Annotated in this window: 27 protein-coding genes; 19 read left to right on the top strand and 8 right to left on the bottom strand. The window is 73.3% G+C overall.

Annotated features, from left to right (window positions below):
- Positions 1 to 62 precede the first annotated feature (62 nt).
- Positions 63 to 1,028 carry a helix-turn-helix domain-containing protein gene (locus I4I82_RS28335; RefSeq protein WP_218591325.1) on the bottom strand — a complete coding sequence of 322 codons (966 nt, stop codon included), beginning with the start codon at positions 1,026 to 1,028 and terminating at the stop codon, positions 63 to 65.
- A gap of 868 nt (positions 1,029 to 1,896) precedes the next feature.
- Positions 1,897 to 2,796 (bottom strand): hypothetical protein, encoded by a 900-nt coding sequence (locus I4I82_RS28330; RefSeq protein ID WP_218596236.1) that lies wholly within the window; start codon positions 2,794 to 2,796, stop codon positions 1,897 to 1,899.
- Positions 2,797 to 3,179: 383 nt separating this feature from the next.
- Between I4I82_RS28330 and I4I82_RS28325 the strand changes: the two genes are divergently transcribed.
- Entirely contained in the window at positions 3,180 to 3,437 is a 258-nt protein-coding gene (locus I4I82_RS28325) for a WhiB family transcriptional regulator (RefSeq protein WP_218588888.1), read from the top strand.
- Positions 3,438 to 3,510: 73 nt separating this feature from the next.
- On the opposite strand, the gene I4I82_RS28320 is transcribed toward I4I82_RS28325, so the two are convergent.
- Positions 3,511 to 3,924, bottom strand: coding sequence for a GlcG/HbpS family heme-binding protein (locus I4I82_RS28320; RefSeq protein WP_218588887.1), 414 nt, complete (start codon positions 3,922 to 3,924; stop codon positions 3,511 to 3,513).
- Between the two features lie 303 nt (positions 3,925 to 4,227).
- On the opposite strand from I4I82_RS28320, the gene I4I82_RS28315 reads away from it, so the two are divergent.
- Both I4I82_RS28315 and I4I82_RS28310 read left to right on the top strand, forming a co-directional pair.
- A complete protein-coding gene (locus I4I82_RS28315; RefSeq protein WP_218588886.1) occupies positions 4,228 to 4,530 on the top strand; it encodes a putative quinol monooxygenase in 303 nt (100 codons plus the stop codon).
- Between the two features lie 298 nt (positions 4,531 to 4,828).
- A complete protein-coding gene (locus tag I4I82_RS28310; protein WP_218588885.1) occupies positions 4,829 to 5,425 on the top strand; it encodes a Dps family protein in 597 nt (198 codons plus the stop codon).
- 46 nt (positions 5,426 to 5,471) lie between these two features.
- Here I4I82_RS28310 and I4I82_RS28305 read toward each other — a convergent pair whose 3' ends face one another.
- Positions 5,472 to 7,193 (bottom strand): PucR family transcriptional regulator, encoded by a 1,722-nt coding sequence (locus tag I4I82_RS28305; RefSeq protein ID WP_218588884.1) that lies wholly within the window; start codon positions 7,191 to 7,193, stop codon positions 5,472 to 5,474.
- 551 nt (positions 7,194 to 7,744) lie between these two features.
- On the opposite strand from I4I82_RS28305, the gene I4I82_RS28300 reads away from it, so the two are divergent.
- The 13 genes from I4I82_RS28300 to I4I82_RS28240 all read left to right on the top strand — a co-directional run bounded on the left by I4I82_RS28300 (position 7,745) and on the right by I4I82_RS28240 (position 19,486).
- Positions 7,745 to 8,146 (top strand): Hsp20/alpha crystallin family protein, encoded by a 402-nt coding sequence (locus I4I82_RS28300; RefSeq protein WP_226370293.1) that lies wholly within the window; start codon positions 7,745 to 7,747, stop codon positions 8,144 to 8,146.
- 68 nt (positions 8,147 to 8,214) lie between these two features.
- A complete protein-coding gene (locus I4I82_RS28295; RefSeq protein WP_225920708.1) occupies positions 8,215 to 8,769 on the top strand; it encodes a general stress protein in 555 nt (184 codons plus the stop codon).
- 3 nt (positions 8,770 to 8,772) lie between these two features.
- Entirely contained in the window at positions 8,773 to 10,653 is a 1,881-nt protein-coding gene (dnaK, locus tag I4I82_RS28290; RefSeq protein WP_218588883.1) for a molecular chaperone DnaK, read from the top strand.
- A 48-nt stretch (positions 10,654 to 10,701) separates the two neighbouring features.
- The gene (locus I4I82_RS28285; RefSeq protein ID WP_218588882.1) at positions 10,702 to 11,223 is read left to right on the top strand and encodes a nucleotide exchange factor GrpE; all 522 of its coding nucleotides are present in this window, start codon (positions 10,702 to 10,704) and stop codon (positions 11,221 to 11,223) included.
- A 2-nt stretch (positions 11,224 to 11,225) separates the two neighbouring features.
- Positions 11,226 to 12,233 carry a DnaJ C-terminal domain-containing protein gene (locus tag I4I82_RS28280; RefSeq protein WP_218588881.1) on the top strand — a complete coding sequence of 336 codons (1,008 nt, stop codon included), beginning with the start codon at positions 11,226 to 11,228 and terminating at the stop codon, positions 12,231 to 12,233.
- The gene (locus I4I82_RS28275; protein ID WP_218588880.1) at positions 12,230 to 12,556 is read left to right on the top strand and encodes a chaperone modulator CbpM; all 327 of its coding nucleotides are present in this window, start codon (positions 12,230 to 12,232) and stop codon (positions 12,554 to 12,556) included. The genes I4I82_RS28280 and I4I82_RS28275 overlap by 4 nt, the downstream gene beginning before the upstream one ends.
- Complete coding sequence (gene clpB, locus I4I82_RS28270) at positions 12,556 to 15,186, top strand: ATP-dependent chaperone ClpB (RefSeq protein WP_218588879.1); 2,631 nt, start codon at positions 12,556 to 12,558, stop codon at positions 15,184 to 15,186. Before I4I82_RS28275 ends, clpB begins: the two co-directional genes overlap by 1 nt.
- On the top strand, positions 15,183 to 15,674 hold the full coding sequence (gene trxA / locus I4I82_RS28265; protein ID WP_218588878.1) for a thioredoxin: 492 nt from the start codon (positions 15,183 to 15,185) through the stop codon (positions 15,672 to 15,674). The genes clpB and trxA overlap by 4 nt, the downstream gene beginning before the upstream one ends.
- On the top strand, positions 15,671 to 16,084 hold the full coding sequence (locus I4I82_RS28260) for a hypothetical protein (RefSeq protein ID WP_218588877.1): 414 nt from the start codon (positions 15,671 to 15,673) through the stop codon (positions 16,082 to 16,084). The genes trxA and I4I82_RS28260 overlap by 4 nt, the downstream gene beginning before the upstream one ends.
- The gene (locus tag I4I82_RS28255) at positions 16,081 to 16,353 is read left to right on the top strand and encodes a UBP-type zinc finger domain-containing protein (RefSeq protein WP_218588876.1); all 273 of its coding nucleotides are present in this window, start codon (positions 16,081 to 16,083) and stop codon (positions 16,351 to 16,353) included. Before I4I82_RS28260 ends, I4I82_RS28255 begins: the two co-directional genes overlap by 4 nt.
- A complete protein-coding gene (locus I4I82_RS28250) occupies positions 16,350 to 18,059 on the top strand; it encodes an FAD-dependent oxidoreductase (RefSeq protein ID WP_218588875.1) in 1,710 nt (569 codons plus the stop codon). The genes I4I82_RS28255 and I4I82_RS28250 overlap by 4 nt, the downstream gene beginning before the upstream one ends.
- A gap of 15 nt (positions 18,060 to 18,074) precedes the next feature.
- Positions 18,075 to 18,527 (top strand): DUF1931 family protein, encoded by a 453-nt coding sequence (locus tag I4I82_RS28245; protein ID WP_218588874.1) that lies wholly within the window; start codon positions 18,075 to 18,077, stop codon positions 18,525 to 18,527.
- Entirely contained in the window at positions 18,527 to 19,486 is a 960-nt protein-coding gene (locus I4I82_RS28240) for an AraC-like ligand-binding domain-containing protein (protein WP_218588873.1), read from the top strand. The genes I4I82_RS28245 and I4I82_RS28240 overlap by 1 nt, the downstream gene beginning before the upstream one ends.
- Before the next feature lie 40 nt (positions 19,487 to 19,526).
- Here I4I82_RS28240 and I4I82_RS28235 read toward each other — a convergent pair whose 3' ends face one another.
- Together I4I82_RS28235 and I4I82_RS28230 are read right to left on the bottom strand one after the other, a co-directional pair.
- Complete coding sequence (locus tag I4I82_RS28235; protein WP_218588872.1) at positions 19,527 to 19,931, bottom strand: hypothetical protein; 405 nt, start codon at positions 19,929 to 19,931, stop codon at positions 19,527 to 19,529.
- The gene (locus tag I4I82_RS28230; RefSeq protein WP_218588871.1) at positions 19,928 to 20,614 is read right to left on the bottom strand and encodes an MEDS domain-containing protein; all 687 of its coding nucleotides are present in this window, start codon (positions 20,612 to 20,614) and stop codon (positions 19,928 to 19,930) included. The genes I4I82_RS28235 and I4I82_RS28230 overlap by 4 nt, the downstream gene beginning before the upstream one ends.
- 235 nt (positions 20,615 to 20,849) lie before the next feature.
- On the opposite strand from I4I82_RS28230, the gene I4I82_RS28225 reads away from it, so the two are divergent.
- Positions 20,850 to 21,191, top strand: a complete 342-nt coding sequence (locus I4I82_RS28225; RefSeq protein WP_218588870.1) for an STAS domain-containing protein — start codon at positions 20,850 to 20,852, stop codon at positions 21,189 to 21,191.
- Between the two features lie 16 nt (positions 21,192 to 21,207).
- Here the strand turns inward: I4I82_RS28225 and I4I82_RS28220 are convergent, their stop codons facing one another.
- Entirely contained in the window at positions 21,208 to 21,948 is a 741-nt protein-coding gene (locus I4I82_RS28220) for a PAS domain-containing protein (RefSeq protein ID WP_218588869.1), read from the bottom strand.
- A 290-nt stretch (positions 21,949 to 22,238) separates the two neighbouring features.
- Here I4I82_RS28220 and I4I82_RS28215 point away from each other — a divergent pair, with 290 nt between their 5' ends.
- The gene (locus I4I82_RS28215) at positions 22,239 to 22,586 is read left to right on the top strand and encodes an STAS domain-containing protein (protein WP_218588868.1); all 348 of its coding nucleotides are present in this window, start codon (positions 22,239 to 22,241) and stop codon (positions 22,584 to 22,586) included.
- 254 nt (positions 22,587 to 22,840) lie between these two features.
- Entirely contained in the window at positions 22,841 to 23,806 is a 966-nt protein-coding gene (locus I4I82_RS28210) for an AraC family transcriptional regulator (RefSeq protein ID WP_218588867.1), read from the top strand.
- On the opposite strand, the gene I4I82_RS34565 is transcribed toward I4I82_RS28210, so the two are convergent.
- Positions 23,697 to 24,953 (bottom strand): hypothetical protein, encoded by a 1,257-nt coding sequence (locus tag I4I82_RS34565; protein WP_267461584.1) that lies wholly within the window; start codon positions 24,951 to 24,953, stop codon positions 23,697 to 23,699. The two genes, I4I82_RS28210 and I4I82_RS34565, sit on opposite strands and share 110 nt — an antisense overlap.
- Positions 24,954 to 24,988: the final 35 nt, after the last annotated feature.

Here is a 24,988-nt window from a genome sequence, read left to right as displayed (position 1 = left end):
CCGGTACGGCCACGGACCGTGAACGAAGTCCTTGGACCACCGGTCGTGCACGCAGGGACCGCTCACGGTCCGGTGGCCCTCGAGACCGGGTCCGGAGCCACACCGGCCCCGCGGACCCAGCCGAACGCACCACCCGCCGCGTGGCCGGTGATCGCGGTGCGCAGTGCGCCGACCGAGGCCGCACCCTGCTCGTCGGCCCCGGTGATCAGGCACCCGACCCGCACGACCCGGTCCCACGCCAGGTGCGGTGGGATGACGTGCACGGTGGCCACGGCCCGCTCGTGCGCCCACCGGCACGCGGTCGCGTCCCCCTGCACCAGCAACCGCGGCTCCGACGCCCGCGCGCGCAGCTGAACCTCCAGCCGGTCGAGGAACTCCGCCGGCGGCAGCTCGTCGCCGGAGGGCCCACGGCCCGCGATCCCGGGGAGCAGGTCGCCGGCGACCCGGCCCAACCCCACGGCCGCGCCCGCACGCCGTCGCGGCTCCCCCACCGCGACGGCGAACAGCACGGTCGACCGGCTGACGAACAACCCGAGCACGTCGACGATCACGGCATCGAGGACGGGCTCGGTCAGCAGCGCCACCCGACCCGCCGGCTCCGGGCGGATGCCCCACTGCCGCCACACCGCGCCGACCGAGACGTTGCTGATGCCCAGATCCGCCGCGAGCCGGCGGGTCGACCACCGGCTGCGCCCGTCACCCGGTGGCTGCAGCGTGCGCACCACGACCACGGCCGGGTTCAGCGTGACCGGCCGCCCCTGACGCGGGGCGTCGCGCAGTCCGCCGACCCCGTCGGCGCGGAAGCGCGCCCGCCACGTCGCCACGGTCTGCCGGCTGCAGCCCAGCTCCAGGGCCACCTCCGACGACGGCGCACCCAGCAGGCACAGCAGCACCATCCGCGCCCGCAGCGCCAGCACCGGCTCCGTCACGTCCTCGGCCAGCGCACGCAGGACGAGCAGCTCACGCGCCCGCTCCGGAGCCTCTGCGCCGATACGTGCCGAGCTCCCGCTCGACGGGTGGACGGTCATCGCCGGGACGATCGGCCCTGCGTGGCGACGACACGGCGTGCGTCCGCACCGCCCGGTACGGGGTCGGCGGGTGGACGAGCGCCGGCCGGTGCACCGGTGCAGCGGCGGCCCGCACGACGCAGTTCACGGAACCTCATGTCGGGCGTCTTCGACGGCGATCACATCAGCGGTTCGTGTGGGCGTCGCCGATCCACCCTCCGGCGTCACCAGGCGGATGGGCGCTGACGCGGCGCTCCGTCAGACCGCCGGCGCTTCGACACGCAGCACACGCTGCAGGAACGCCACCTGCGCCGAGGCCGACCGCTCGAACATCTCGCCGGAGTAGATGTCGTAATCGAACGGTCATCGATGTGCTGAACTGCGACAACGCTGCTCGGCCGCAGCCGGTGAGCGGCAGCTTAACCGGCGAGTTCCCGATCATCGGCCCGCTGTGTTCGAACGGGCCGATCCTACCGTTGCGAACCACGCTCCGACCACGGACGACCGCGAAGCAGCCACGGCGCGACCACGCTTCCGCACAGCGTGCTCGGCACGGTCCCGGGCATGCCACGTCCCGAGAGCACACCGTCCGAACGATCCATGCAGGCCCGAGCGGCCGCCAACATCCGATGGGCCCGCACCGCCGATCGCAGCGCCGCGACGGCGCCCGCCCGGGCCGCGCTCCATGCGCGGTTCGAGCGCGAGGTCGATCCCGAGTGCCGGTTGACCCCGACCGAGCGGGCCAAGCGGGCCGAGAACGCGAGGGCCGCCTACTACCTCCGGCTCTCGCTGCGCTCCGCACGGGTCCGGCGCCTACGGGTGGCACAAGCCCCGGCGCCGTCGAGGCGGGCAGCCGGTGGAGCCGCGCCGGAACGGTGACGGTCCGCCGTCAACGGCCTCCGAGCCGTTCGATCCGCGCCCCAGTCGTCGCCCGAGCCGGCACACCGTGCTCGCGGGACGGCTGGGTGCGCGGTCGCTGTCCGGGTGCGGCCGACACCGGGAGCAGCAACCCGTCGATCACGAGGGTGCCCTGGCCCCCCGACAACGGGGTCAGCGCGTCGGCCGCCGAGAGGGCGGCGTCGGCCTGGTGCGCCCTCCCGCGGTCGCGCTGCCACGCGGCGATCTCCCGCAGCAGCGATGACAGCGCCAGTGCCAGCGCGACACCGGCCGCCCCTGCTTCGTCAGGGATCCCGAGGATCCGGCGCTGCCGCATGAGCTGGCGGGCGACCCTCCGCAGCCCCGCCGCCCGCGCCCCCTCCCGCAAGGCGGTACCGCGGGGCAGTCGGGCCGCCCGGTCGTAGTGGTCGACAGCAGCGGTCCACTCCCCCGACGTCCCCCGCATCGCCGTCGTCACACTGTGCGCGGCGTGGATCAGACCGTCCGGGTCCTCGACGCCCTGCCCGCGACGGGCGGCACGGACCGCGCGCCTGGCCGCGTCGACCCGCCGTGGCGCCGCCGACCACGGATCAGCCACATCACGGGCACGCCCGGCCACCTCCCATGCCCGCAGCAACCGGGGCAGCGACAGATCCGGCGCCAGCTTGCTGCCGCTGTAGAAGACCGGCTCCCCCGTCGCGGTCACGTCACCGGCGCGGGCGACCTTGTACCCGAGCAGTCCACCGGAGGGTGCGCGACGCACCTCGACCAGGTAGCCGGCACGGGTCAGGAGCTCGACGAACTCCGCCGGCCCACCCGACCCGACTGCGGCCTCCCGCACTGCACGCGCCAGCTCGACCCGTGCCGGCTCCCTGCCCTCGCGCTGGGCCTTCTCCCGCTCGCCTCTGGCCACCGCGGGCGCCGCGGTCCCGTCCGCGGCTGCGGTGGCGGTCAGGCCGAGGCGCTGCTCGATCCGCCGAGCGGTGTCCCGCAGCTTCGGATAGTCCTGGAACGGCCAGAAACGTCGGCACGTGCCCTGCCGGACCAGCCGGGACCCATCAGGTACGCGATCAGCCCGCCGACGCGCCACCCGTGGACGACCTTCGTGATCACGAGCGCTTCCGCTCGACGTCGGCGACCATCGCATCCACCACCGCGTCCAGACGCTGCACGAGCGCGAGGAGTTCGGCCCTGGCCACACCGGCACCACGACCGATCTGCCGGACCGACGGCGGCCTCCGTGTTGGCGCTGTCAGGCCGAGGACCCGGACGGACCGAGGAAGGAGCATCGCCTCCATGACCAACTGGCTGGATCGCGCGGCGTGCCGAGACGTCGACCCGGAGACCTTCTTCCCCACCGGCGCCGGAAGGCTCACCGAGCGTCAGGAGACCCGGGCCAAGTCGGTCTGCCGGCGCTGTCCGGTCCGCTCGGAGTGCCTGCACTCGGCCCAGCTCCACGCCTCGGACGACGGGGTCTGGGGAGGGCTCGACGCGGGCGAACGCCGGGCGCTGCGCCGGACCCGGGCCCCGCGAGCCGAGCAGGGTGCAGCGTGATCCGGCCGACGGCGGGTGCGGGGTGGGCGCGGCTGGGTGTCCCACCGACGGAGGTGGTGGGACACCCCGGCCTTCAGAGGGCCGCGGCCGCCGCCTCAGCCACGAGCCGGTCCTGCTCGCCGCTACCACCGCTGACGCCGACAGCGCCGACGACCCGGTCGCCGATCCGCAGCGGGACACCGCCCGCGAAGATCATGACGCGTCCGCCGTTGGAGGCGTTGATCCCGAAGAACTGCCCGCCGGGGCCGGCGTCGGCGGCCAGGTCGCCGGTGCTGGTGTCGAAGGCCCGGGACGTGAAGGCCTTGTTGATCGAGATGTCGACGCTCCCGATCCACGCTCCGTCCATCCGGACGTGCGCGACGAGGTTGCCGCCGACGTCGACGACCGCGATGTTGCTGGGCTGACCGATCTCGTCGGCCTTGGCCTCTCCCGCGGCGACGATCCGGCGTGCGTCCTCCAGGGACACCGATTCGGACTTGATGGTCATGGTGTCGTCCTCTCTGTCGTGGGTTCGTGCATGTGCCGGCCCAGGTTGGTGGGTCACCCACCCCGCGCACGTCCGCCTGCCGGGCCGGAAGGTGTGTCGGCAGGTGCCCACGGCAGGCCGAGCCGCGGAGGCCGCACCTGCGCATCGACGACGAGGCGGCCGGCAGCGGCGACCCGGCCCGGCAGGCCGGCCGACACCTGTCAGATCCGGCCTGGCGGGCGGATACCTCGCCCGGCCGCGCCCCGGATGCTGATCTCCGCACAGATCGAGGACAGGGACCCGACGAACTCCGAGGAGAGCGACATGTCGATCACGATGGGACTGCTGGTGACGCTGGAGGCGCTGCCGGGCAAGGAGGCCGAGGTCGAGGAGTTCCTCGTGGCGGGCCGCTCGCTGGTCGAGGAGGAGCCGGCCACCGTGGCCTGGTTCGCCGTGAGACTCGGACCCACGACGTTCGCCATCGTCGACTTCTTCCCCGACGACGCCGGACGCACGGCTCACCTGCAGGGCAAGGTCGGGCAGGCGCTCGCGGCGAGGGCCGACGAGCTGTTCGCGAAGGCGCCCGACATCACGCAGCTCGACGTGGTGGCGTCGAAGCTGCCATGACCGGGAGGGGCGGGGCGGCGTGCGGGTGGCCGGACGCCCCGGTGCGCACCGGGTGGCCGCCGTCGCCGATCACGGCGCCGGCGGCCGACCGTGACGCGTCGATCGCGACCGCCCGGTCGGGCACGCCGCCACGACGGTCGCCGGGCGACCGGTGCGAGTCCGTCGGCGAGACCCGGCGGGGGAACGCCGACCTGCACCTCGCGGGCCGGTGCCGCACCGCCGATCTCGACCTGCCGGACCGACGAGCGCACCAGCGGGACCGGACCACCCTGAGCAGACCGCCGACCCGGGAGCGCCCATGAGCACGACCTCCGACCGACCGACTCACTCCCAGCCCTGGCTGCACCAGCACGGCCACGAGGTGCAGGCCTTCGGCACCGTGCGGCAGTTCCCGATAGGCCTGTCGGCGCAGGCGCGCATGTACTCGTGCCAGCGGCTCAACCAGGTCCTCGCCGATTCGCAGATCCTCTACGCGCAGTACAAGAAGCACCACTGGCTGATGCACGGCCCGACCTTCTACGCGCTCCACCTGCTGCTCGACAAGCACGCCGGCGAGCAGCTGGAGATGATCGACTCGCTCGCGGAACGGGTGCAGAGCCTGGGCGGTGTCGCGGTGGGCGACCCGCGGCACGTCGCCGAGATCACTCGCATCCCCCGCTCCCCCGACGGTGTCGAGGAGGTCCCGGCCATGCTGTCGCGGCTCCTGGAGGCCCACGAGGAGATCCTGGTCGACACGCACGACGCCGCCGCGCGGGTCGCTCAGCAGGGCGACGACGGCACGAACGACCTGCTCGTGTCCGAGATCATCCGGACCGGCGAGCTGCAGGCCTGGTTCCTGGCCGAGCACCTGGTCGACACGCCCTTGGTCCGCATCGACGCACCACGCCGTCGATGACCGTTGCGCGGACCCTGCCGAGACGGGCCGGACCGGTGGCCCGCAGTCATTCCGGTGGGTGCACGTCGTCCCGGCCCGCGCCCGAGCCGCCCAGGACCCGCCAGGCACGGGACGCCACGTGCAGGTTCAACCGGCTCTCGACCGCGCCCAGGTCGTGCCCTGTCAGGTCGCGGATGCGGCCCAGCCGGTAGCGCAGGGTGCTGCGGTGGATGGTGAGTGCGCGCGCGGTGGCGTCGTAGTTGCCGCCGCACTCGTAGTACTGCCACAGCGTGGCGACGAAATCGGAGCGGTTCGCCGCGTCGTGGTCGATGAGCGGGCCGAGCCACTCCCGGACGAACGCGCGCACCTCCCCGTCGCCCGCGCCCGCCGCGAGCAGCCGGTAGATCCCCAGCTCGTCGAAGGTGGTCGCACCCCCGGCCCCCACGGCCGCCATCCTGACCTCGAGTGCGCGCACGGCCTCGGAGTAGGACCGCGGGAGCTCGGCCGGTTCCTCGCACGGACGGCCCACGCCGATCGACCCGTTCCCCGACCGCACCAGCGACGCCACGGCGCGGTGCAGCTCCGTCCACGGCGCGCGGCCGCCGACCTCGTCCGGCTGCGGCACCACCAGCACCGCCGCACCCCGGCGGCGGGTGGTGAGCAGGGCCGACCCCAGCACCCGCGACGCGGCCCGCCCCAGGGCGGTGACGACGTCCTCGTCGCGCAGCGGGCCGACCCACCGCGCGACCACCACCAGGTGCGGATGGTGCAGGTCGTGCCCGATGGCCGCGGCACGCGCCCAGGCGCTCTCGTTGTCGACACCGCTGAGCAGGTCGTCGACGAGGTCGCGGCGCAGCCGCAGCTCGGCCTCGGCCAACGCGTGCTGATGGGCCAGTTCCATGGCCAGCACGACCGCACCGTGCTCCAGCGCGAAGACGTCCCGCTCCGCTGCCTGCTGGCCCGGATCGACCACGCTGAGCACACCCAGCACCTCGTCGCGCGGCTGGGCGACCGCCACGATCCGATTGCGGTGCCGCATGGCCCGCCCGGTGCGCCGGACCCTGCTCAGCAGCTCGGCCCGGATCCGGGGTTGCGGCCGCGGGTAGGTGCGCGGGCGACCCGGCCCGGCCCAGGCGAGCAGGTTGCCGAAGCGGTCCTCGACCACGACGGCCAGCCCGGTGAGGTCGTGCACCGCGTCGGCGATCCCGGCCGTCCCCCCTCCGTAGGCCGCCACCCGGCTGAGGACCTCATGGATCCGCTGACGCTGCTGCAGGTCCGTCACGGCGCCCTGGAGCTGCTCGTTGGTCGACTCGAGCCGTGCGTTGAGGTCACCCAGCTCCGCGGTGCTGGTCCGCTCCCGGCGGTGCAGGTCCGCGCTGACCAGGGCCGCCCCCGTCAGCTGGGCGAGGGTCGTCAGCAGGAAGCGCTGGTCGATCGAGGGCTCCTGATCGGCCGAGACGACCAGGTAGCCGGTGTTCCCGCTGAGCGCCCGCATCGGGAAGGCCCAGGACCACGCGGCTCCGGACACCTCGACGGTGCCGTCCGCCCCGCCGAGCGCCATCAACGGGGCGATGAGGCTGTCGTCACCGTCCGAGCTGTGCATCCCGGTCTCGTCCACCAGGTACGAGCCCTGCGCGTAGTACGGACCCAGCGCGCCGACCGAGCTGACCGCCAGCCGCAGGATGTCCCGCGTCTCGGTCCGGTCGAACATGACCATCGCCAGCGCGAACATGCCGCAGACGCTCGACATCTCGGCGCGAAGCCCGACCAGATGCTGTCGATCGTCCATCGTGGCTCCCCGACCGAGCGGCTGACGCGGCTCCGGGCGTCCGGGGAACGTGTGCGGGAGGCTACTCGGCTCGGGCCGATCGAAGGCGTCTTCGGCGCCGCGACAATTCGCAGGAACGGGCGCCATCAACGTGGTCGCGTGCGTCGACCGGGGGCCGGGGTCCACGAGCCGTGCTCGACCGGCCTCATGATCACCCCGCCGTCCGGGAACGGTGATCCGTCATCGTCGGTCCCCCCGCTCGCCGACTGCTCGTCCGCCGGGCCGCGACTCGTCCGTCGGGCCGCGACCAGCCTGGCGGTGACCGCGGCGTGCGGCTAGGACCGGCCGGGGCGAACCCGCGGCCCCCGGTTCACCCCGCCGGGCCGATCGCGACGCGCGCGGTCGTGATGCCCCGACAGGCACCGGTCGACCTGCCGGGCCTAGGTGCCGCACCGAGATTGCCTCTCCGGGACCGAATCGGAGCCGGTGCGCCTTTGCCACCGTCAGGCCCCACCGACCGGCACCGAGCCGGGCCCGGGCATCAGCACCCCTGCAACCCGTTTGGAGTCCCCGTGGCGCTCATGCGTTTCGACCCGTTCCGCGAGCTCGATCGACTCACCGAACGAACCCTCTCCCAGGCCACCCGCACGATGCCCATGGAGGCCCTGCGCCGTGGCGACGAGTTCGCCGTGCACCTGGATCTGCCCGGGGTGAACCGCGACGACGTGGACGTCACCGTCGAGAACAACGTGGTCACCATCCGGGCCCGGCGCATGCCGCAACGCGAGGAAGGGGACGAGGTGATCGCCGACGAGCGGACCTACGGCGAGTTCAGCCGGCAGCTGTTCCTCGGCGACAACCTCGATTCCAACGGTCTCGCCGCGGATCTCGCCGACGGGGTGCTCACCCTGCGCATCCCGGTCAGCGAGGCCAGCAAGCCCCGGCGTGTCGCACTCGCCTCGTCCTCCCAGTAGTCGCCAGGCGCGGCCGGGACCGACGGGGAGACCGTCGCGGCCGGCCCCTACGGATCGGAGATCACACCATGTCCGAGCAGTCCATCCCCATCGCCGACCGCCCGCCGACCGGCCGTGCGGCCACCGACAACGGGACGCACCAGTCGCCGATCGACTCGGCCAAGCACGCCAAGCACCCCGCACGCCGGAGAATCGCGACGTTCGACGACTACTTCGACGCCGAGCGGGCCGTCGAGCGGCTCACCTCCCAGGGATTCCCCGTGGAGCGGGCCGCGATCGTCGGCCGCGACATGCGGTCGGTCGAGCAGATCACCGGTCGGCTGACCTTCGTCTCCGCCGCCTGGCAGGGAGCACTGTCCGGTGCGCTGCCCGGTGCCCTGATCGGCTGGATCTTCGGCCTGTTCGCCTGGCTCGACCCGTTGATCGGAGCCCTGCTGCTCACGCTGTACGGCCTGATCTTCGGCGCCGTGCTCGGCGCGGTGATGGGCCTGGTCACCTACGCCCTGCAGCGCGGTCGGCGTGACTTCTCCTCGGTGACGATCATGCAGGCCCAGCACTACGACCTCGTCGTCGACGACGAGTTCGCAGTGGACGCGGCCCGACTGCTCGACCGGGAGGTGTGACCCGTGGCCAGAGCCGCCGGCATCGACCTGGGCACCACCAACTCGGTCATCGCCGCCTGGGAGGGCGGTCAGGCCGACGTCATCCCCAACGCCGAGGGGACCCGCACCACCCCGTCGGTGGTCGCATTCACCGAGAACGGCGAGCGGCTGGTCGGCCAGCTCGCCCGTCGCCAGGCCATCCTCAATCCGAAGGGCACCATCTCCTCGGTCAAGCGGTTCATCGGCCGCAAGTTCTCCGAGGTCGAGCAGGAGGCCGGTCAGGTCCCCTACGACGTCGTGCCGGACGAGAACGGCAACGCGCGGATCGAGGTACGGGGCAAGCTGTACGCGCCCGAGGAGATCAGCGCGATGATCCTGCGCAAGCTGGCGGACGACGCCGGCCGCAACCTCGGGGAGAAGGTGACCGAGGTCGTCATCACCGTCCCGGCGTACTTCAACGACGCCCAGCGCACGGCGACCAGGGACGCGGGCCGGATCGCCGGGCTCGAGGTGCTGCGGATCATCAACGAGCCGACGGCGGCGGCGCTGGCCTACGGGCTGGACAAGCAGAAGCACGAGACCGTGCTCGTCTTCGACCTCGGTGGTGGCACGTTCGACGTCAGCCTGCTCGACGTCGGCGACGGCGTGGTCGAGGTCCGGGCCACCGCGGGCGACACCCGCCTGGGCGGCGACGACTTCGACCGGCGGATCGTGGACCACCTCGCCGAGGGGTTCCAGAAGGAGAACGGCATCGACCTGCGGGCCGATCCGCAGGCCCTGCAGCGGCTGTTCGAGGCCGCGGAGAAGGCCAAGGTCGAGCTCAGCACGGTCACCCAGACACAGGTGAGCCTGCCGTTCGTGACCGCGGACGCGACCGGGCCGAAGCACCTCACGACCTCGATCATGCGCTCGACCTTCGAGGAGCTCATCGGCGACCTGCTCGAGCGGACCATGGGCCCGCTGCAACAGGCGATGAGCGACGCCAAGGTGAGCCCGGACGACATCGACGAGGTCATCCTGGTCGGCGGCTCCACCCGGGTACCGGCGGTGCAGAACCTGGTCCGGCGGCTGACCGGCGGCCGTGACCCCAACATGACGGTCAACCCCGACGAGGTGGTGGCCGTCGGTGCCGGCATCCAGGCCGGGGTGCTGAAGGGCGACGTCTCCGACGTGCTGCTGCTCGACGTGACCCCGCTGTCGCTGGGTGTGGAGACCCAGGGCGGCGTGATGACCCGGATCGTCGACCGCAACACGACGGTGCCGGTGCGCCGCAGCGAGACCTTCTCCACCGCGGCGGACAACCAGCCCGCGGTGGACGTGGTGGTACTGCAGGGCGAGCGCGAACGCGCCGCCGACAACCGGGTGCTCGGCCGGTTCCAGCTCGCCGACATCCGGCAGGCACCGCGGGGCGAGCCCCAGGTCGACGTGACGTTCGACATCGACGCCAACGGCATCCTCAACGTCACCGCACGCGACCAGGACACCGGCAAGGAGCAACGGATCACGATCTCGGAGAGCTCCAACCTGGACGCCTCCGACGTCGAGCAGATGGTCGCCGAGGCCGAGCAGAACCGGTCCGCCGACCAGCAGCTGCGCCAGGAGGTCGACGCCCGCAACGAGCTCGACTCGCTGGCGCACCAGGCCCAGCGCCTGCTGGACCAGCTCGGCGACTCCGTCCCGGCGCACGAGCGGTCCCGCGCGGAGCTCACGATCGCCGATGCGCAGCAGGCCGTCGGGGAGCAGGCCCCGATCGACCGGGTCCGCGAGCTGGCCACCGAGCTGCAGAGCGTGCTCAGCGGGCTGCAGACCAGCCGGAGCAACGGCCGCAGCGGCGCCCAGGACGACGGCGGGACCGGGGACACCGCGGACGAGGACGTGATCGACGCCGAGTTCGACCGGACCTGACCACGAACCGGACCTGCCGCGAACCGGAGCTGACCCGAGAGGACACCGATGAGCGTCCCACCATCGGACGACCACGACACCGCGCCCGGCGCCGGTGTCGACGCCGACGACGCGACCGCGACCGCGACCGCATCGGCGGGGATCGATTTCGAGGACCGGTGGCGCCGGGCCGTGGCCGATCTCGACAACGTCCGCAAGCGGCAGGCCCGGGACCTGGCCCAGGCCCGGGCCGCCGAGCGGGCGCGGGTGGCTGCGGCGTTCCTGCCCGTGCTGGACACGATCGACATGGCGCTGGCCCACGCCGACGCCGACCCCCACTCCATCGTGGCGGGGGTCCGGGCCGTGCGCGAACAGGCGCTGGCCGTGCTCGCCGCGCTCGGCTACCCGCGGCAGGACGACGTCGGCGTCCCGTTCGACCCGCTCCGCCACGAGGTCGTCGCGGTCGTCAGCCCGGAGGAGGCCAGGCAGCCCGCCGGAGCGGTCGCCGCCGTGCTGCGACCGGGCTACGGCGACCCCGAGCGGCAGCTGCGACCCGCGGCCGTCACCGTGGCCGACGGGTCGGGGCGTTAGCCGTGGCGCGCGACTACTACGACGTGCTCGGCGTCGGGCGCGATGCCGGCGCGGAGGAGATCCAGGCCGCGTACCGGCGGCTGGCCAGGGCCAACCACCCGGACGTGAACCGGGACCCGGCGGCCGAGGACCGGTTCAAGGAGGTCAACGAGGCCTACCACGTGCTGTCGGACCCGTCGACGCGCCGCCGCTACGACCGCTTCGGCGACGACTTCCGGCGGGTGCCGGAGGACTGGGAGGAGCAGGTGTCCCGGTCCGGGAGCCGCGGTGGGGCCCGCGGATCCCGGGAGGGCGGCTCCGGCTTCGGGGACGCCGGTTTCACCGACTTCGGGGACTCCGGTTTTACCGACTTCGGCGGGGCCGGGGTCGACATCGAGGACCTGCTGGGCGGGCTGTTCGGCCGGGGCCGGGCCGGCCGGCCGGTCGGCGGCGCCGACCAGGAGGCCGAGCTCCCGCTGACCGTCGAGGAGGCCTACCGCGGCGGCCGTCGGGAGGTGCAGCTGTCGGGCACCTCCGGCCCGCGCACCTACACCGTGACGATCCCCCCGGGGGTCGTCGACGGGCAGCGCATCCGGCTGGGCGGCGAGGGCGGCCGCGGCCTGGGCGGCGGCCCGGCGGGCGACCTCTACCTGGTCGTCCGGATCCTCCCGCACGAGCGCTACCGGCTGGTCGGCCGGGACATCGTCGTACCGCTGCCGCTGAGCCCGTGGGAGGCGGCGCTGGGGGCGACGGTGCCGGTGACCACCCCGGGCGGCGAGGTCACGGTGACCGTGCCGCCGGGCTCCTCCACCGGGCGGCAGCTGCGCCTGCGCGGCGAGGGCATGCCCCGCCGGCGCGGTGCCCGCGGTGACCTCCTCGCCGAGATCAGCGTGCTGGTCCCGCCCCGGCTCACCCCGCGCGAGCGGGAGCTGTTCTCCGAGCTGGCCGACGTGTCGGCCTTCGACCCGAGGCGGGAAATCCCCCGCTCGGAACCCGACAGCCCCCGACGACGGAAGGCGGCGACGTCGTGACGGTCCATCCTCTCCTGGCCCGGCCCGGCCGGCCGTTGAGCCAGGCCGAGTTCGCGCGCCGGAGCGGCCTGCACCCGGAGCACCTGCACCGGCTGTTCGCCCTCGGCCTGCTGCGCGCGACCCCCGACGCCGACGGTCGGCTGTCGTTCCCCGTCGGCGAGCTCGCCGCGGTCCACCGGATCGAGCGGCTGCGCGCCGAGCTGCCGGTCAACTACGCCGCGTTGGGCCTGATCGTCGAGCTGCTCGACCGGATCAGCCGGCTCGAAATGGCGCTGCGCACGCAGCGTGCCGCGCACGAATCGACCCGAGGGTGGATCTCCTGATGGACCCCAACCGCCTGACCCAGAAATCCCAGCAGGCCCTTTCCGCGGCACAGGACGCCGCGACCCGGGCCGGCCATGTCGAGGTCGACTCGCTGCACCTGCTGCTCGCGCTGCTCCAGCAGCCCGACGGGCTGGTGCCGCGACTGATCGAGGCCATGGAGGTCGACGCGGAACGGCTCACCGCCGACGTCGAGGCCGAACTGCAGCGCGTCCCGCGCTCGACCCGCGCCGGCGCCCCGCAGGGCCAGGTCGTGGTCTCGGCGCGGTTGGCCACGCTCCTCGACGAGGCGGAGAAGGAGGCCCGGCGGCTCTCCGACGAGTACGTCTCCGTCGAGCACCTGCTCGTGGCGATGGTCGCCGAGGCCGAGCGCAGCCCGGCCGGTCGGGTGCTGGCCCGGCACGGCATCACCCGCGACGCGTTCCTCGGCCGGCTCGCCGAGGTGCGCGGCAACCAGCGCGTCCGGTCGGCCACGCCGGAGGGCACCTACGAGGCGCTGGCCAAGTACGGGCAGGACCTCGTCGCCGCCGTCCGCTCCGGGCAGCCGGACCCGGTGATCGGCCGCGACGCCGAGATCCGCCGGGTGGTCCAGATCCTGTCCCGCAAGTCCAAGAACAACCCGGTGCTCATCGGCGACCCCGGCGTCGGGAAGACCGCGATCGTCGAGGGCCTGGCGCAGCGGATCGCCCACGGCGACGTCCCTGAGGGGCTGCGGGACCGCACCGTCTTCTCCCTCGACATGGGCCTGCTGGTGGCCGGGGCGAAGTACCGCGGTGAGTTCGAGGAGCGCCTGCAGGCGGTCCTGGCCGAGGTGAAGGCGGCCGAGGGGCGGGTCCTGCTGTTCCTCGACGAGCTGCACACGGTGATCGGCGCGGGCGCCGCCGAGGGCAGCATGGACGCCGGCAACATGCTCAAGCCGATGCTCGCCCGGGGCGAGCTGCACATGATCGGCGCAACGACGCTGGACGAGTACCGCAAGCGGGTCGAGGCGGACGCCGCGCTGGCGCGTCGCTTCCAGCCCGTGCACGTCGACGAGCCCAGCGTCGAGGACACCGTGTCGATCCTGCGCGGGCTGCGCGAGCGGTTCGAGGTGTTCCACGGCGTGCGGATCCAGGACGCCGCCCTGATCGCCGCGGCCACGCTCTCGCACCGCTACCTGACCGAACGGTTCCTGCCCGACAAGGCCATCGACCTCGTCGACGAGGCCTGTGCCCGGCTCCGCACCGAGATCGACTCGATGCCCGCCGAGCTGGACGAGGTCACCCGCAAGGTGCTCCGGCTGGAGATCGAGGACGCGGGTCTGGCCCAGGAGGACGACCCGGCGAGCCGGGCCCGGCTCGACCAGCTGCGCGCCGAGCTGGTCGACCTGCGGGCGCAGGCCGACGCGATGCGGGCCCAGTGGGAGGCCGAGCGGCAGGCCATCCGGCGGGTCCAGGAGCTGCGGGCCGACCTGGAGCGGGTTCGTCACGAGGTCGAGGAGGCCGAGCGCGCCTACGACCTGAACCGCGCCGCCGAACTGCGCTACGGCCGGCTCGGCGAGCTGGAGCGGCGCCTGCAGTCCGAGGAGGCCCGGCTGTCGAACAAGCAGGGCGAGCACCGGCTGCTGCGCGAGGTCGTCACCCCCGAGGAGATCGCCGAGATCGTGTCGGTGTGGACGGGCATCCCGGTGGTCCGGCTCACCGAGGGCGAGCGGGAGAAGCTGCTGCGCCTCGACGAGGTGCTGCACGAGCGGGTCGTCGGGCAGGACGAGGCGGTCCAGGCGGTGGCGGACGCCCTGATCAGGGCCCGGTCGGGGGTGAAGGACCCGCGCCGGCCGACCGGCTCGTTCCTGTTCCTCGGCCCGACCGGGGTGGGCAAGACGGAGCTGGCCCGCACGCTCGCCCAGGCCCTGTTCGACTCGGAGGACAACATCGTCCGGCTGGACATGAGCGAGTACCAGGAGCGGCACACCGTCTCCCGGCTGGTCGGGGCCCCGCCCGGCTACATCGGCTACGACGAGGGCGGTCAGCTCACCGAGGCCGTGCGCCGCAGGCCCTACGCGGTGGTGCTGTTCGACGAGATCGAGAAGGCGCACGCCGACGTGTTCAACACGCTGCTGCAGGTGCTGGACGACGGCCGCCTCACCGACGCCCAGGGCCGCACGGTCGACTTCCGCAACACCGTGATCATCATGACGTCGAACATCGGATCGCAGTACCTCCTCGACGGCGTGACCCCCGACGGGCAGCTCAAGCCGGACGCGCGTGACCTGGTACTGGGCGAGCTGCGGGGCCATTTCCGCCCCGAGTTCCTGAACCGGATCGACGACACGGTGCTGTTCACCCCGCTCACCCCGGTCCAGATCGAGCGCATCGCGGAACTGCTCGTCGGTGACCTGCGCCGCCGGCTGGCCGCCCGCGACCTGAGCCTGGAGGTGAGCCCGATGGCGCTGGCCCACATCGCCCGGGCGGGGTACGACCCGGTGTACGGGGCCCGGCCGCTGCGCCGGTACATCGCCCGCGAGGTGGAGACCAGGATCGCGCGGGCGCTGCTGCGCGACGCGGTGCCCGACGGCGCGACGATCCACCTCGACCTCGACGAGGGCGGCGACCTGGTCGTCTCCCACGAGATCCCGGCCGGGGCGCCGGCATGACCGCCGACGTGGCCGTGGGCCGCACCGTCGTCACCTGCCCGCACTGCGGCACGCGCAACCGGGTGCCGTCGGTGGCCGACGGGTTCCCCCGGTGCGGCAACTGCCGGAACCCGCTGCCGTGGATCACCGAGGCGGGCGACGACGACTTCGCCGCGGTCGCCGAGCGGCCGTCGATCCCGGTGCTGGTGGATCTCTGGGCGACCTGGTGCGGCCCGTGCCGCATGGTCAGCCCCGTGCTGGAACAGCTGGCCACCGAACGGGCCGGCGTGATCAAGCTCGTGAAGGTCGACATCGACCGGGCTCCCGAGCTCGGCCGGCGGTTCCAGGTCCAGGCGGTGCCCACGCTGCTGGTGCTGCGCGGCGGAGAGATCGCCGCCCGGCAGGCGGGGGCCGCCCCGGTGGCGGTGTTGCGGCGCTGGCTGGACGACGCCCTCGCCGAACCGGATGCCCCCGAACCGAATCCGCCCGAGAAGAAGGAGCCGTCATGAACGGGCGCGACCTCACCTGGCAGCTGCCGCTGCGACTGACCGCCGGCACCTACATCCTGGACTCGGGCCTGCGCAAGCGGGATCCCGACGACGACACGGCGAAGCAGATGCACGGATTCGCCGCCGGTACCTACCCGTTCCTGGACGCCGTCCAGCCGGTCACCTTCACCAAGGCGCTGGCCGCGGCCGAGATGCTGATCGGGGCGGCGCTGCTCGTACCGGTCGTCCCGGCCCGCATCGCCGGCCTCGGGCTGCTCGGGTTCGGAGCCGGGCTGCTCGGCCTGTACGCGCGGACCCCCGGGATGCGCAGGCCCGGCACGCCCTTCCCCACCCAGGACGGCATCGCGCTGGCCAAGGACTCCTGGCTGGTCGCCATCGGGGCGGCGCTGGTTGCGGGAGACCGCCGGTGACCGCCCCGCGCTCGGTCCTCACCGATCCGCACGTGGGATGGATCCGGGACGTCACCCCGCACACCCGCGGTTGCGAGGAGTGCCTGCGCATGGGCACCCCGTGGGTGCACCTGCGGCTGTGCCTGAGCTGCGGGCACGTCGGGTGCTGTGACTCCTCCCCCATGCGGCACGCCCGCGCGCACGCCGGCGTGATCGGCCATCCGATCGTCCGCTCGCTGGAGCCCGGCGAGAGCTGGCGCTGGTGCTACGTGGACGAGGCGTTCGCATGACGCAGGACTCCGGGACCGTCACAGCCGATGTCGAGGACCTGCTGGCCACGGCCCCGTCCAACGAGACACCCGACCTGTCCGGTGCCTACCCCCGGCTGACCGCTGACCAGATCCGGATGCTCAGCGCCTACGGATCGCGGCGGCCGACCTCGCGCGGTGAGCTGCTCATCGTCGAGGGCCGCCCCGACGAGGCGTTCGTCGTCGTGCTCTCCGGCCGGGTCGCGATCGTCAAGGCGTTCGGCACGCCGGAGCAGCAGATCGTGCGGATGCACGGGCCCGGCCGGTTCCTCGGCGAACTGGGCCTGCTCACCGGGCAGGTCGCGTTCTTCACGGCGATCACGGCGGACCCCGGCGAGGTGCTCGAGGTGCCCCTGGACCGGCTGCGCGCATGCCTGCTGCGGGAACCCGCGTTCGGGGACGAGATCCTGCGCGCCTACCTGATCCGGCGCACCCTGGCCATCGGCGAGGGGCACGGCTTCCGCATCGTCGGGTCCCGGTTCTCGGCCAGCACCCGCACGCTGCGCGAGTTCGCGGCGCGCAACCGGCTGCCGCACCGGTTCGTGGACCTGGAGTCCGACGCGGACGCCGAATCGCTGCTGCGGGCCGTCGGCATCACCCCCGCCGAGACCCCGGTGGTGGTCTGGCGGGGCAAGGTGCTGCGCAACCCCGACCCGGCCGCGCTGGCCGCGCTGATCGGGCAGCGCCCCGCCAAGTCCCCGTCCCGGCTGCACGACGTGGTGGTGATCGGCGCCGGTCCGGCCGGCCTGGCCGCCGCCGTCTACGGAGCGTCCGAGGGCCTGCTCACCCAGGTCGTCGACGCCGTGGCCACCGGCGGCCAGGCGGCCACCACCTCGCGGATCGAGAACTACCTCGGCTTCCCGGCCGGCATCTCGGGCACCGAGCTGGCCGAGCGGGCCGTGGTGCAGGCCGTCAAGTTCGGGGCCACGACCTGCGCGCCGGCCGAGGCGATCGCGCTGGACACCTCGGGCGTGCAGCACGTGGTTCGCCTGCGCGGCGGCGACACGCTGGTCACGCGCACCCTGGTCATCGCGACCGGGGCCCACTACCGGCGGCTGCCCGTGCCCCGGCTGGAGGAGTTCGAGCAGACGAGCGTCTACTACGCGGCCACCCAGATCGAGGCGCAGCTGTGCGTGAACGACCCGGTCGTGGTGGTGGGCGGCGGCAACTCGGCCGGCCAGGCCGCCCTCTTCCTCGCCGACCACGCCCGCACGGTCCGGCTGGTGGTGCGCGAGCAGAGCCTCGACGAGTTCATGTCGCGCTATCTGGCCGACCGGATCCTGCACGATCCGCGGATCGAGGTGCACCTGCACACCGAGGTGCGCGAGCTGGTCGGTGAGGGCGGACAGCTGGAGGCCGTCGTCGTGCAGGACTCGCAGGACGGTTCCCGGTCCACGCTGCCCGCGCGTGAGCTGATGGTGTTCATCGGTGCGGATCCGTGCACCGGCTGGCTGGCCGGCGCCGTCGCACTCGACTCCGGCGCCTACGTGCGCACCGGCCGGGCCGCCGAGAACGGCGACGGCGGTCGGGGAGCGCGACGGACGCCCGCGCTGCTGGAGACGAGCATCCCGGGCGTCTTCGCGGCCGGCGACGTGCGCAGCGGGTCGACCAAGCGGGTGGCGTCCGCGGTCGGCGAAGGAGCGATGGCGATCCGCCTGGTGCACGAGCACCTGGCGCACGTGCGATAGCGAGGAGATGCAGACATGGCCGGCCCGTCGAACGTTCCGGTGTTCGAGCGGTTCTTCCGCTCGGTGGCGCAGCTGAAGGTGGACAGGAACGACGTGAAGCGGTTCCGCGAGTTCGTCGACGAGATGGTCGACGACATCGCCATCGCGGGCCGGAACTCCGCCAGGGCGAACGGTCGGGACGTCATCGCTCCGATGGACCTGCCGATCACGAAGGGGCTCCAGGAGCGGATGCGCGAGTTCGACAAGCTGGACGAGGCGGCCGACATCCGCACCGTGCTGGCCGGGGTCGTGCGCCGACCACCGGCCGACGTGACCTTCTCCGAGGAGACCGAGGAGATGCTGCCGGAGGTCTTCGGCGGCCTGGGCATCGCCTTCGCCCGGGCGCTGCGCACCGTCGGACCCGAGCTCGTCCACCCCGCCCCGGAACTCTGGGACCGCGTCACCGACCTCTTCCGGCAGGTGTACTGATGACGACTTCCTCGTTCGCCGACCTCCACGTGACCGACGTCGGCCGGGTGGACGCCCAGCTCCCGCCGGCCGTGCACCTCGATCACGTCCCGACGGCGCCGTTCGCGTTCCACGTCCACCGGGTCACCTGCGGCCCGCTCGTGGTCGAGGAGACCCACGGCACCGACGGGATCCACCTCCGGCTGCCCGATCGTCCGAGCTACCAGATCGGGGTGCCGGTGCGCGGGCCGCTGCATGCCGACCACCGCGGCGAGGAGCTGGGCCTGGGTCCGGGCGATGCGGCCGTCTTCTCCCCGTGGCCGGAGACCACGGTGGTCACCGGCGACCGCTTCGACATGCTGCTGTTCGACGTCGGATCGGCCGCGCTGGAGGACATGCTGGAGGCGCTGCTCGGCCGGACCGTGCCCCGTCCCCTCCGGCTGCTGACCTCGATGACCGTCGGCACCGCGGCCGGCCGGACGTGGGCGGACACGGTGCGGCTGGTTGCCGGCACCACCGCCGACACGGCCGCGGTGCTGGCCGACCCGATGAGCGCCGAACCGCTGCAGGAGACCCTGCTGGTCCGGCTGCTGCTCGCGGCCGACCACCCGCACCGTGACGCGCTCGACGAACGCGTACCCACCTGGGGGCCCCGGGCCGTGCGGCGATGCGTCGAGTACATCGAGGCCCATCCGGAGCGCCCGCTGACGCCGGCCGGCCTCGCCGCGGACGCCGGGCTGAGCATCCGGGCCCTCGAAGGGTGTTGGCTGCGGCATCGGGAGGTGCGCCCCGGGCACGACGTCGGCCGGGTCCGGCTCGGGCGGGCGCACCGCGACCTGCAGTTCTACCGGCCCGGAGAGACCACGGTGACCGCGGTCGCGAGATCGTGGGGATTCCGGCCGCAGCAGTTCGTGGCGGCCTACGGCGCGCGTTTCGGCCGCTCCCCCGAGCAGACACTGCGCGGTCCCGCCTGGGCCTGACGGTCAGGCCCGGTCGGCTCGGCGCGGGGGGACGCCGGGGTCACTCGAACGGCACGGGCAGGATCAGCGTGACCCGGCCCGGGCTGCGTTCGACCACGATGCCGGACCCGGGTTCGGGCCTGCCCGGTCCCACGGCCCGGGTGACCAGTCGCAGCCGCCGCGGATCCGGCTGGAGGCCGATCGCGTCAGGAGCTCCACGGCGGGCGACGTGGCACACCAACCGTCCCGGCTCCTCCCAGAGGTCGAACGTGCCGTCGCCCCCCATCACGACGGTGGCGGCGGCCGTCGCGACGCTGTGGCCGAACCGATCGGCCAGGTCGTCGGACACCCAGCGCGTGGCCAGGGCGAGGACGAGCGCGGTGACGACGTCGAGCGCGGTCCCGTCGATCTCGGCGTGCGCCCAGAACGGCTGCTGGCCGCGGTCGTCACCGGGGAGGGTCGTCATACGGGGGCCGCAGCACGGCCCGACAGCTCGTGGGTCTCGGCCGCCGAGAAGTACTCGCTCTGCAGGTAGTACGGGTTGGTCAGGACGACACCGTTCATCCACACCTTCGGGTGCGCGCGGACGACGGGGACGATCACTTCGCCGTCGAACCTGTCCAGGTCGTACAGGCACGCCGTCACCTGGGGGCGGCGGCGGGCCCAGACGGTGAACCGGGTCTCGTAGCGCGCCAGGTCCATCACGAACCCCGGGGCGTCGACGAGCGGTTTGGCCCAGCTCATGTCCGCGCCGATCAGCGCATGGGCCACGCCGTCGCGGTCATAGGTCGCGGCTCCCCACTCGTCCCAGAATCGCAGCATCCGGTCGGACACGAACCCCCCGCCCCGTACGTAGCTCCCTCCGGGGTCGACGAAGTCGACCCGACCCGGGACACCGGATGCCGGGCCCGCCGCGGCCCGCTCGTTGCGTGCGGACACCGCAGCCGCGATCCGCCGGTGGTCGTCGGCCGTGATCAGGCAGTAGCACCGGTTGCCCGCACGGACGCCGTCGGCGAGGAACTCCGCCATCAGCTCGTCCCGCTGGGCCGCACCCCGGTACAGGACACAGACGTGATCGTGGGTGCGCACCGGCAGCCCGCCGATGGTGGCGGACTGTTCGAATGTCGACGGGTCGTCAGCGGACGTCACGGCATCTGCCTCTCGTTCGCTCGGGTGGTAGAGGTGTTGTAGCCGCTCGACACCTCGTCCCGCATCGGCCCGGCAGGCCCAACCGCCGCGAGCCGGGCCACCGCCGGGGGCCGCGGACCTCCCGGCCGGGACCGTCCCGGGACCGGCCGGTCGCCCTCGGAGGCCGAGCGGCGGCGTCCCGGTTGACGCTGCGGAGTCGAAGCCCGTCGTGGACCGATCCCGTGACGCTGACCCGATGACGGCATCCAGCAGGATCGACCCACGGCTCGTGCTCCTCGGTGCGGGCGACCGGAACGGGTCGCGCGTCCGCGTGGTACGGCTCCGCGGCGGGATCGACGCGTTCAGCGCGCCGCGCCTGCACCTCGACCTGTGCCGGGAGATCGAGGCGCGCCCGGCGCTGGTGGCCCTCGACCTGTCCGAGCTGGAGTTCCTGGGGGTGGCGGGGCTGAACGTGCTGCTCGAGGTGCGGCAGTTGGCCGACGAGGGCGGCATGACGATCCTGCTCGTCGGCTCGCCCGCGCCGCCCGTGGAGCGACTGCTCGGACTGGTCGGGTGGCCGGTCAGGACGACATGGTGACGAGGAGCCAGCGGGATCAGCCTCCGACCTCGGTCCCGGAGTCCGCGAGCGCGGCCGTGACATCGACGGTGATGCCGCGGATCGTGAACGCGTGGTCGTCGCGTCCGGCCGTCGCCCGCCCCGTGCACTCCACGTGGCGCGTCGTCCCGTCCGGCAGGACCGTCCGGAAGCGCACACCGTGTGCGTCGCCGTCGGCCAGCCGGGCCCGCCACACCTGCTCCACGAGCGGATGGTCCTGCGGGTGGATGCGCGACCTGATCAGCGCATCGGTGAGCGCTGTCCCGATCGGGAGGCCGAACATGTCGTACAGCTCGTCGGACCAGGTGAACGTGCCCGCTCGGCCCTGCCAGGCCCAGGTGCCCACCAGCGGCCGAGCCACCCCGTCGACGGACTCCCCGGTCTCGATCCGCGCGCCGACGCTGAACACCAGCTCGGTCTCGCGGTCGGCGACCATATCCCACCGCATCCGACGCCACCCACCGTCGCGGCCCAGCACCCTCATCTCGTAGCCCTCCAGCGTGCCCGCCGTGGTCATCATCCGCTCGAGGGCCTCTACGAGCGGGTGCTGGTCGTCGGCATGGACGAAGTCCCAGTACGAGGCACTCGACAACTCGGCCTCGGTCCAGCCGAGCAGCTCGAGCAGCCGCTGATCCGCGTCCCGGAAGTAGGAGTCGAAGCCCCAGACGCTCCACAGCGTCGTCCCGTCCTCCCGGGCCGCCAGCAGCGCGGCGAACGGCGCGGGCAGTGGATCCACCACGCCGGGACGCTGCGGGGTCGCCCCCGATCCCGGATCGGGGGCGGCATGCTCGCTCGGTCGGATCATCGTCGGCCACACCTTCTCGAACAGGGTTCGACAGGTGCCGAGAGCAGGCGACCCGACGGACGGGGGATCCGCAACGGCCTCCCGACGCACCACGGTGCACCGACCGACGCCGTCGGGCAAGCCGGATCGGCGCGAATCGTCCTCAGCTGCACGCAGAACGGATCGACGTGGACCGCTCCGGCCGGTGGACTGGTCCGATGTGTTCCACCCCGTCCCCTGCGCCGGTGCCGGTGCGCACCGACGACATCCGCCCGGGGATCGTGCGGGTCCGCGCCGCTGCAGGCACGCTCGGCAGCTTCGCCGTCGCGGAGCTGGGATCGGCGGTCGATGCTGCGCTGGCCCGGCGCCCGTGGGGAATCGTCGCCGACCTCCGTCCGCTCGACGCGATCACACCTGCGGGCATGGCGATGCTCGTACGGGTGGCGGTCGCCGCGGGTGAACTCGACGTCGGTCTGAGCCTGGTGTGTGCCGACGCCGTCCGGTCCGCCGTCGCCCAGGTCGACCTGACCGAGCTCTTCGACCTCCATCACGACGTCGATGCCGCCCTCGCCGCTCTCCGCGTAGTGGTGTGACCACCGTCAGCGCGTATTCCGGTCCGAACCGTGCGCGCCGCGGCTCGACGCGACGAGGCCGGTTGCGGTGTGATCACCGCAGCGCACCGTCGAGCCCCGCGGTGCGCCGAGCCCGGCGCACCGCCCCCTCCCGGTGCGGCGTCCGGCTCCCGGGTCCCGTCGGCGTGCCCGCCGGCGGGGCCCGAAGCGGCCGGCCACCGGAGTAGTCTCGAGTGTCGAGTTCCGACGTCGAGTGGCAACCGCGAGGGGAAACCGTGCCGGCTCCGATCCCCTTCTCCTTCCACGAGTTCGACCTCGACGGCGCCCGCGCGGCGATCGCACAGAGCTACTTCCCCACCACGCTCGACCTCTGCACCGCCGCGGCGCCCTACGAGTTCCGCTTCGTCGGACACGCGCACAGCCCGCTCACCGTGGGCGACGCCCACTACACCTCGGGCATGAAGATCGGCATCGAGGAGGTCGGCTCCGTCTACATCAACATCGCCACCGGTGGCACGCTGCTCGCCCGCCACCGCGGGCAGGTCGTGCAGGTCGACCCGAGCCGGGGCGTGGTCTTCCAGGCGACCGGGGATGTCGCGATGACGACCGGTGACGACTACTCCTGCCTCGCGGTCAAGGTCGCTCCCGGCGCCCTCGAGGGTGCGCTGGAGGTCATCCTGGGGCGGCCGGTCACGCAGCCGCTGGCACTCGGCCCGATGATCGACCTCAGGAGCGGTGCCGGAGCGGGCTGGGCCCGACTCGTGCGGCTGCTCGTCGCAGAGGCCGGACCCGGCGGTGTGGCCAGCAGCGAGATGGTGGCCGCGCCCTTGCGGGAGGCAGTGCTCCACGGCCTGCTCCGAGCCGTCGACCACCCCTACCGCGACGCCCTCGACGCGCCGGCGCCCTCCTTCGGGCCGGCGGCCCTGCGCCGCGTCGTCGACGCCGTGGAGGCCGATCCCACCCGCGACCTGACCCTCACCGACATGGCCCGCATCGCCGCGGTGAGCGTGCGCACGCTCCAGGAGCTCTACCGGCGTCACCTCGACACCACTCCCACCGAGCACGTGCGCCGCGCCCGGCTCGCCCGCGCCCACGACCAGCTGCGATCGTCGGATCCGACCGAGACCACGGTCAGCGCCGTCGCGCGGCGGTGGGGTTTCGTCCACATCGGACGCTTCGCCCGGACGTACCGGACGCGCTACGGCGAGCTCCCCTCGGCCACCCTCCGCCGGACGGACTGAGCTCCGGCGCGGTCAGCGGCCGTCCGCGTCGTCGGCCTCGTCCCGCCAGCCGCCCGGGGTGGGGTGGTAGCCGTACGCCGCGGCACGCACGTGCTCCTCGTCCTCGAGCCCGGACCCGATCGCGCCACCGATGGTCGCCATCGAGCTGATGATCCAGGCGAGGGTGGTGTAGTCGCCGACGGTGACCGGGCGGTGCAGGGTGTCCGAGCACCGACGGGTCGATCAGCAGCGCTGCCGCCGCCGCCGTCCCGATGAACAGCACCAGGTAGCACGCGGCGGTCGCCAGGCCCAGCGTGACCAGGGTGCCCGCGTTGAACATCCGAGCCAGTTCCCGTGGGGTGTCCGCGGACGGCTTCTCCCACAGGTCGTGCGCGACGACGAGCCACGTGATCAGCGCGGCCAGCGACAGCAGCATGATCACCGTCAGTCGCAGCCCGTCCAGCGCGTCGCCGATGTCCCAGATGGTGCTGGTCGTCAGCGCGAACGCAGCTGTCCCGAACGCCCCGACCAGCAACCTGCCACCGACCCGGGAGGCCACGAACCCGACTTCACCGTCGTCGGTCCGGTCGACGACGCGATGGATCGGCGCGACGGCCTCGACCATCCGTCCCAGCCGTTCGTCCCGCGACGCCCCCGGCGTCTCCGACCAGCCGCCGGCCAGTCCCTCCACCAGTCCCGGGACGGCCGCGCGCGCCGCCCGCAACTGACCCACGCCCAGCGCGGGCAGTGAGACCACACCGACCCGGCGCCGAGCCGACGCGTGCGCGACGAGGGGCACCCGCTCGACGGAGAGCGGCAGATCGGTCAGGCAGACCGCGACGTCCCACCCCTCGCCCTCCCGGCGCTGCGCGACGTCCTCCAGCAACGCCTCGACCCCACCGTCGCGACGCGGCGCGACCGCACCCCACCCCGTCCGCACCTCCCAGCGCACCGATCGGTCCGCACGCGCGGAGAGCAACTTCGACGACTCTCCGGCCAACCGCTCGAGGACCTCGGCAGGATGGTCCGGCGGGGTCGCCACCAGCCCGACGAGCACGACCTCCCGCGCGTCGTCCGCCGAACCGGCGCGGTCCTGGTGCTGCACGTCGGGAATTCGAGGCTCCCTGGGTCGGTCGACAGCGACCCACCGAGGTCGCGGACTGCCCAACAGGCCCGCACGCGACCGCTCATCGCGGTCGACGG

Origin of the sequence: Pseudonocardia oceani (assembly GCF_019263585.2) — a bacterium.
Classification (GTDB): Bacteria; Actinomycetota; Actinomycetes; order Mycobacteriales; family Pseudonocardiaceae; genus Pseudonocardia; species Pseudonocardia oceani.
This window is presented reverse-complemented; position numbering and strand designations above follow the sequence as displayed.

Excerpts from the sequence above, each read along its gene's own strand:
- I4I82_RS28225 (WP_218588870.1), top strand. The coding sequence starts at position 20,850 with ATGACGGCATCCAGCAGGATCGACCCACGGCTCGTGCTCCTCGGTGCG.
- I4I82_RS28235 (WP_218588872.1), bottom strand. The coding sequence starts at position 19,931 with ATGACGACCCTCCCCGGTGACGACCGCGGCCAGCAGCCGTTCTGGGCG.
- I4I82_RS28310 (WP_218588885.1), top strand. The coding sequence starts at position 4,829 with ATGAGCACGACCTCCGACCGACCGACTCACTCCCAGCCCTGGCTGCAC.
- clpB (WP_218588879.1), top strand. The coding sequence starts at position 12,556 with ATGGACCCCAACCGCCTGACCCAGAAATCCCAGCAGGCCCTTTCCGCG.
- I4I82_RS28245 (WP_218588874.1), top strand. The coding sequence starts at position 18,075 with ATGGCCGGCCCGTCGAACGTTCCGGTGTTCGAGCGGTTCTTCCGCTCG.
- I4I82_RS28285 (WP_218588882.1), top strand. The coding sequence starts at position 10,702 with ATGAGCGTCCCACCATCGGACGACCACGACACCGCGCCCGGCGCCGGT.
- trxA (WP_218588878.1), top strand. The coding sequence starts at position 15,183 with ATGACCGCCGACGTGGCCGTGGGCCGCACCGTCGTCACCTGCCCGCAC.
- I4I82_RS28320 (WP_218588887.1), bottom strand. The coding sequence starts at position 3,924 with ATGACCATCAAGTCCGAATCGGTGTCCCTGGAGGACGCACGCCGGATC.
- I4I82_RS28325 (WP_218588888.1), top strand. The coding sequence starts at position 3,180 with ATGACCAACTGGCTGGATCGCGCGGCGTGCCGAGACGTCGACCCGGAG.
- I4I82_RS28295 (WP_225920708.1), top strand. The coding sequence starts at position 8,215 with ATGTCCGAGCAGTCCATCCCCATCGCCGACCGCCCGCCGACCGGCCGT.
- I4I82_RS28315 (WP_218588886.1), top strand. The coding sequence starts at position 4,228 with ATGTCGATCACGATGGGACTGCTGGTGACGCTGGAGGCGCTGCCGGGC.
- I4I82_RS28260 (WP_218588877.1), top strand. The coding sequence starts at position 15,671 with ATGAACGGGCGCGACCTCACCTGGCAGCTGCCGCTGCGACTGACCGCC.
- I4I82_RS28305 (WP_218588884.1), bottom strand. The coding sequence starts at position 7,193 with ATGGACGATCGACAGCATCTGGTCGGGCTTCGCGCCGAGATGTCGAGC.
- I4I82_RS28240 (WP_218588873.1), top strand. The coding sequence starts at position 18,527 with ATGACGACTTCCTCGTTCGCCGACCTCCACGTGACCGACGTCGGCCGG.
- I4I82_RS28250 (WP_218588875.1), top strand. The coding sequence starts at position 16,350 with ATGACGCAGGACTCCGGGACCGTCACAGCCGATGTCGAGGACCTGCTG.
- I4I82_RS28335 (WP_218591325.1), bottom strand. The coding sequence starts at position 1,028 with ATGACCGTCCACCCGTCGAGCGGGAGCTCGGCACGTATCGGCGCAGAG.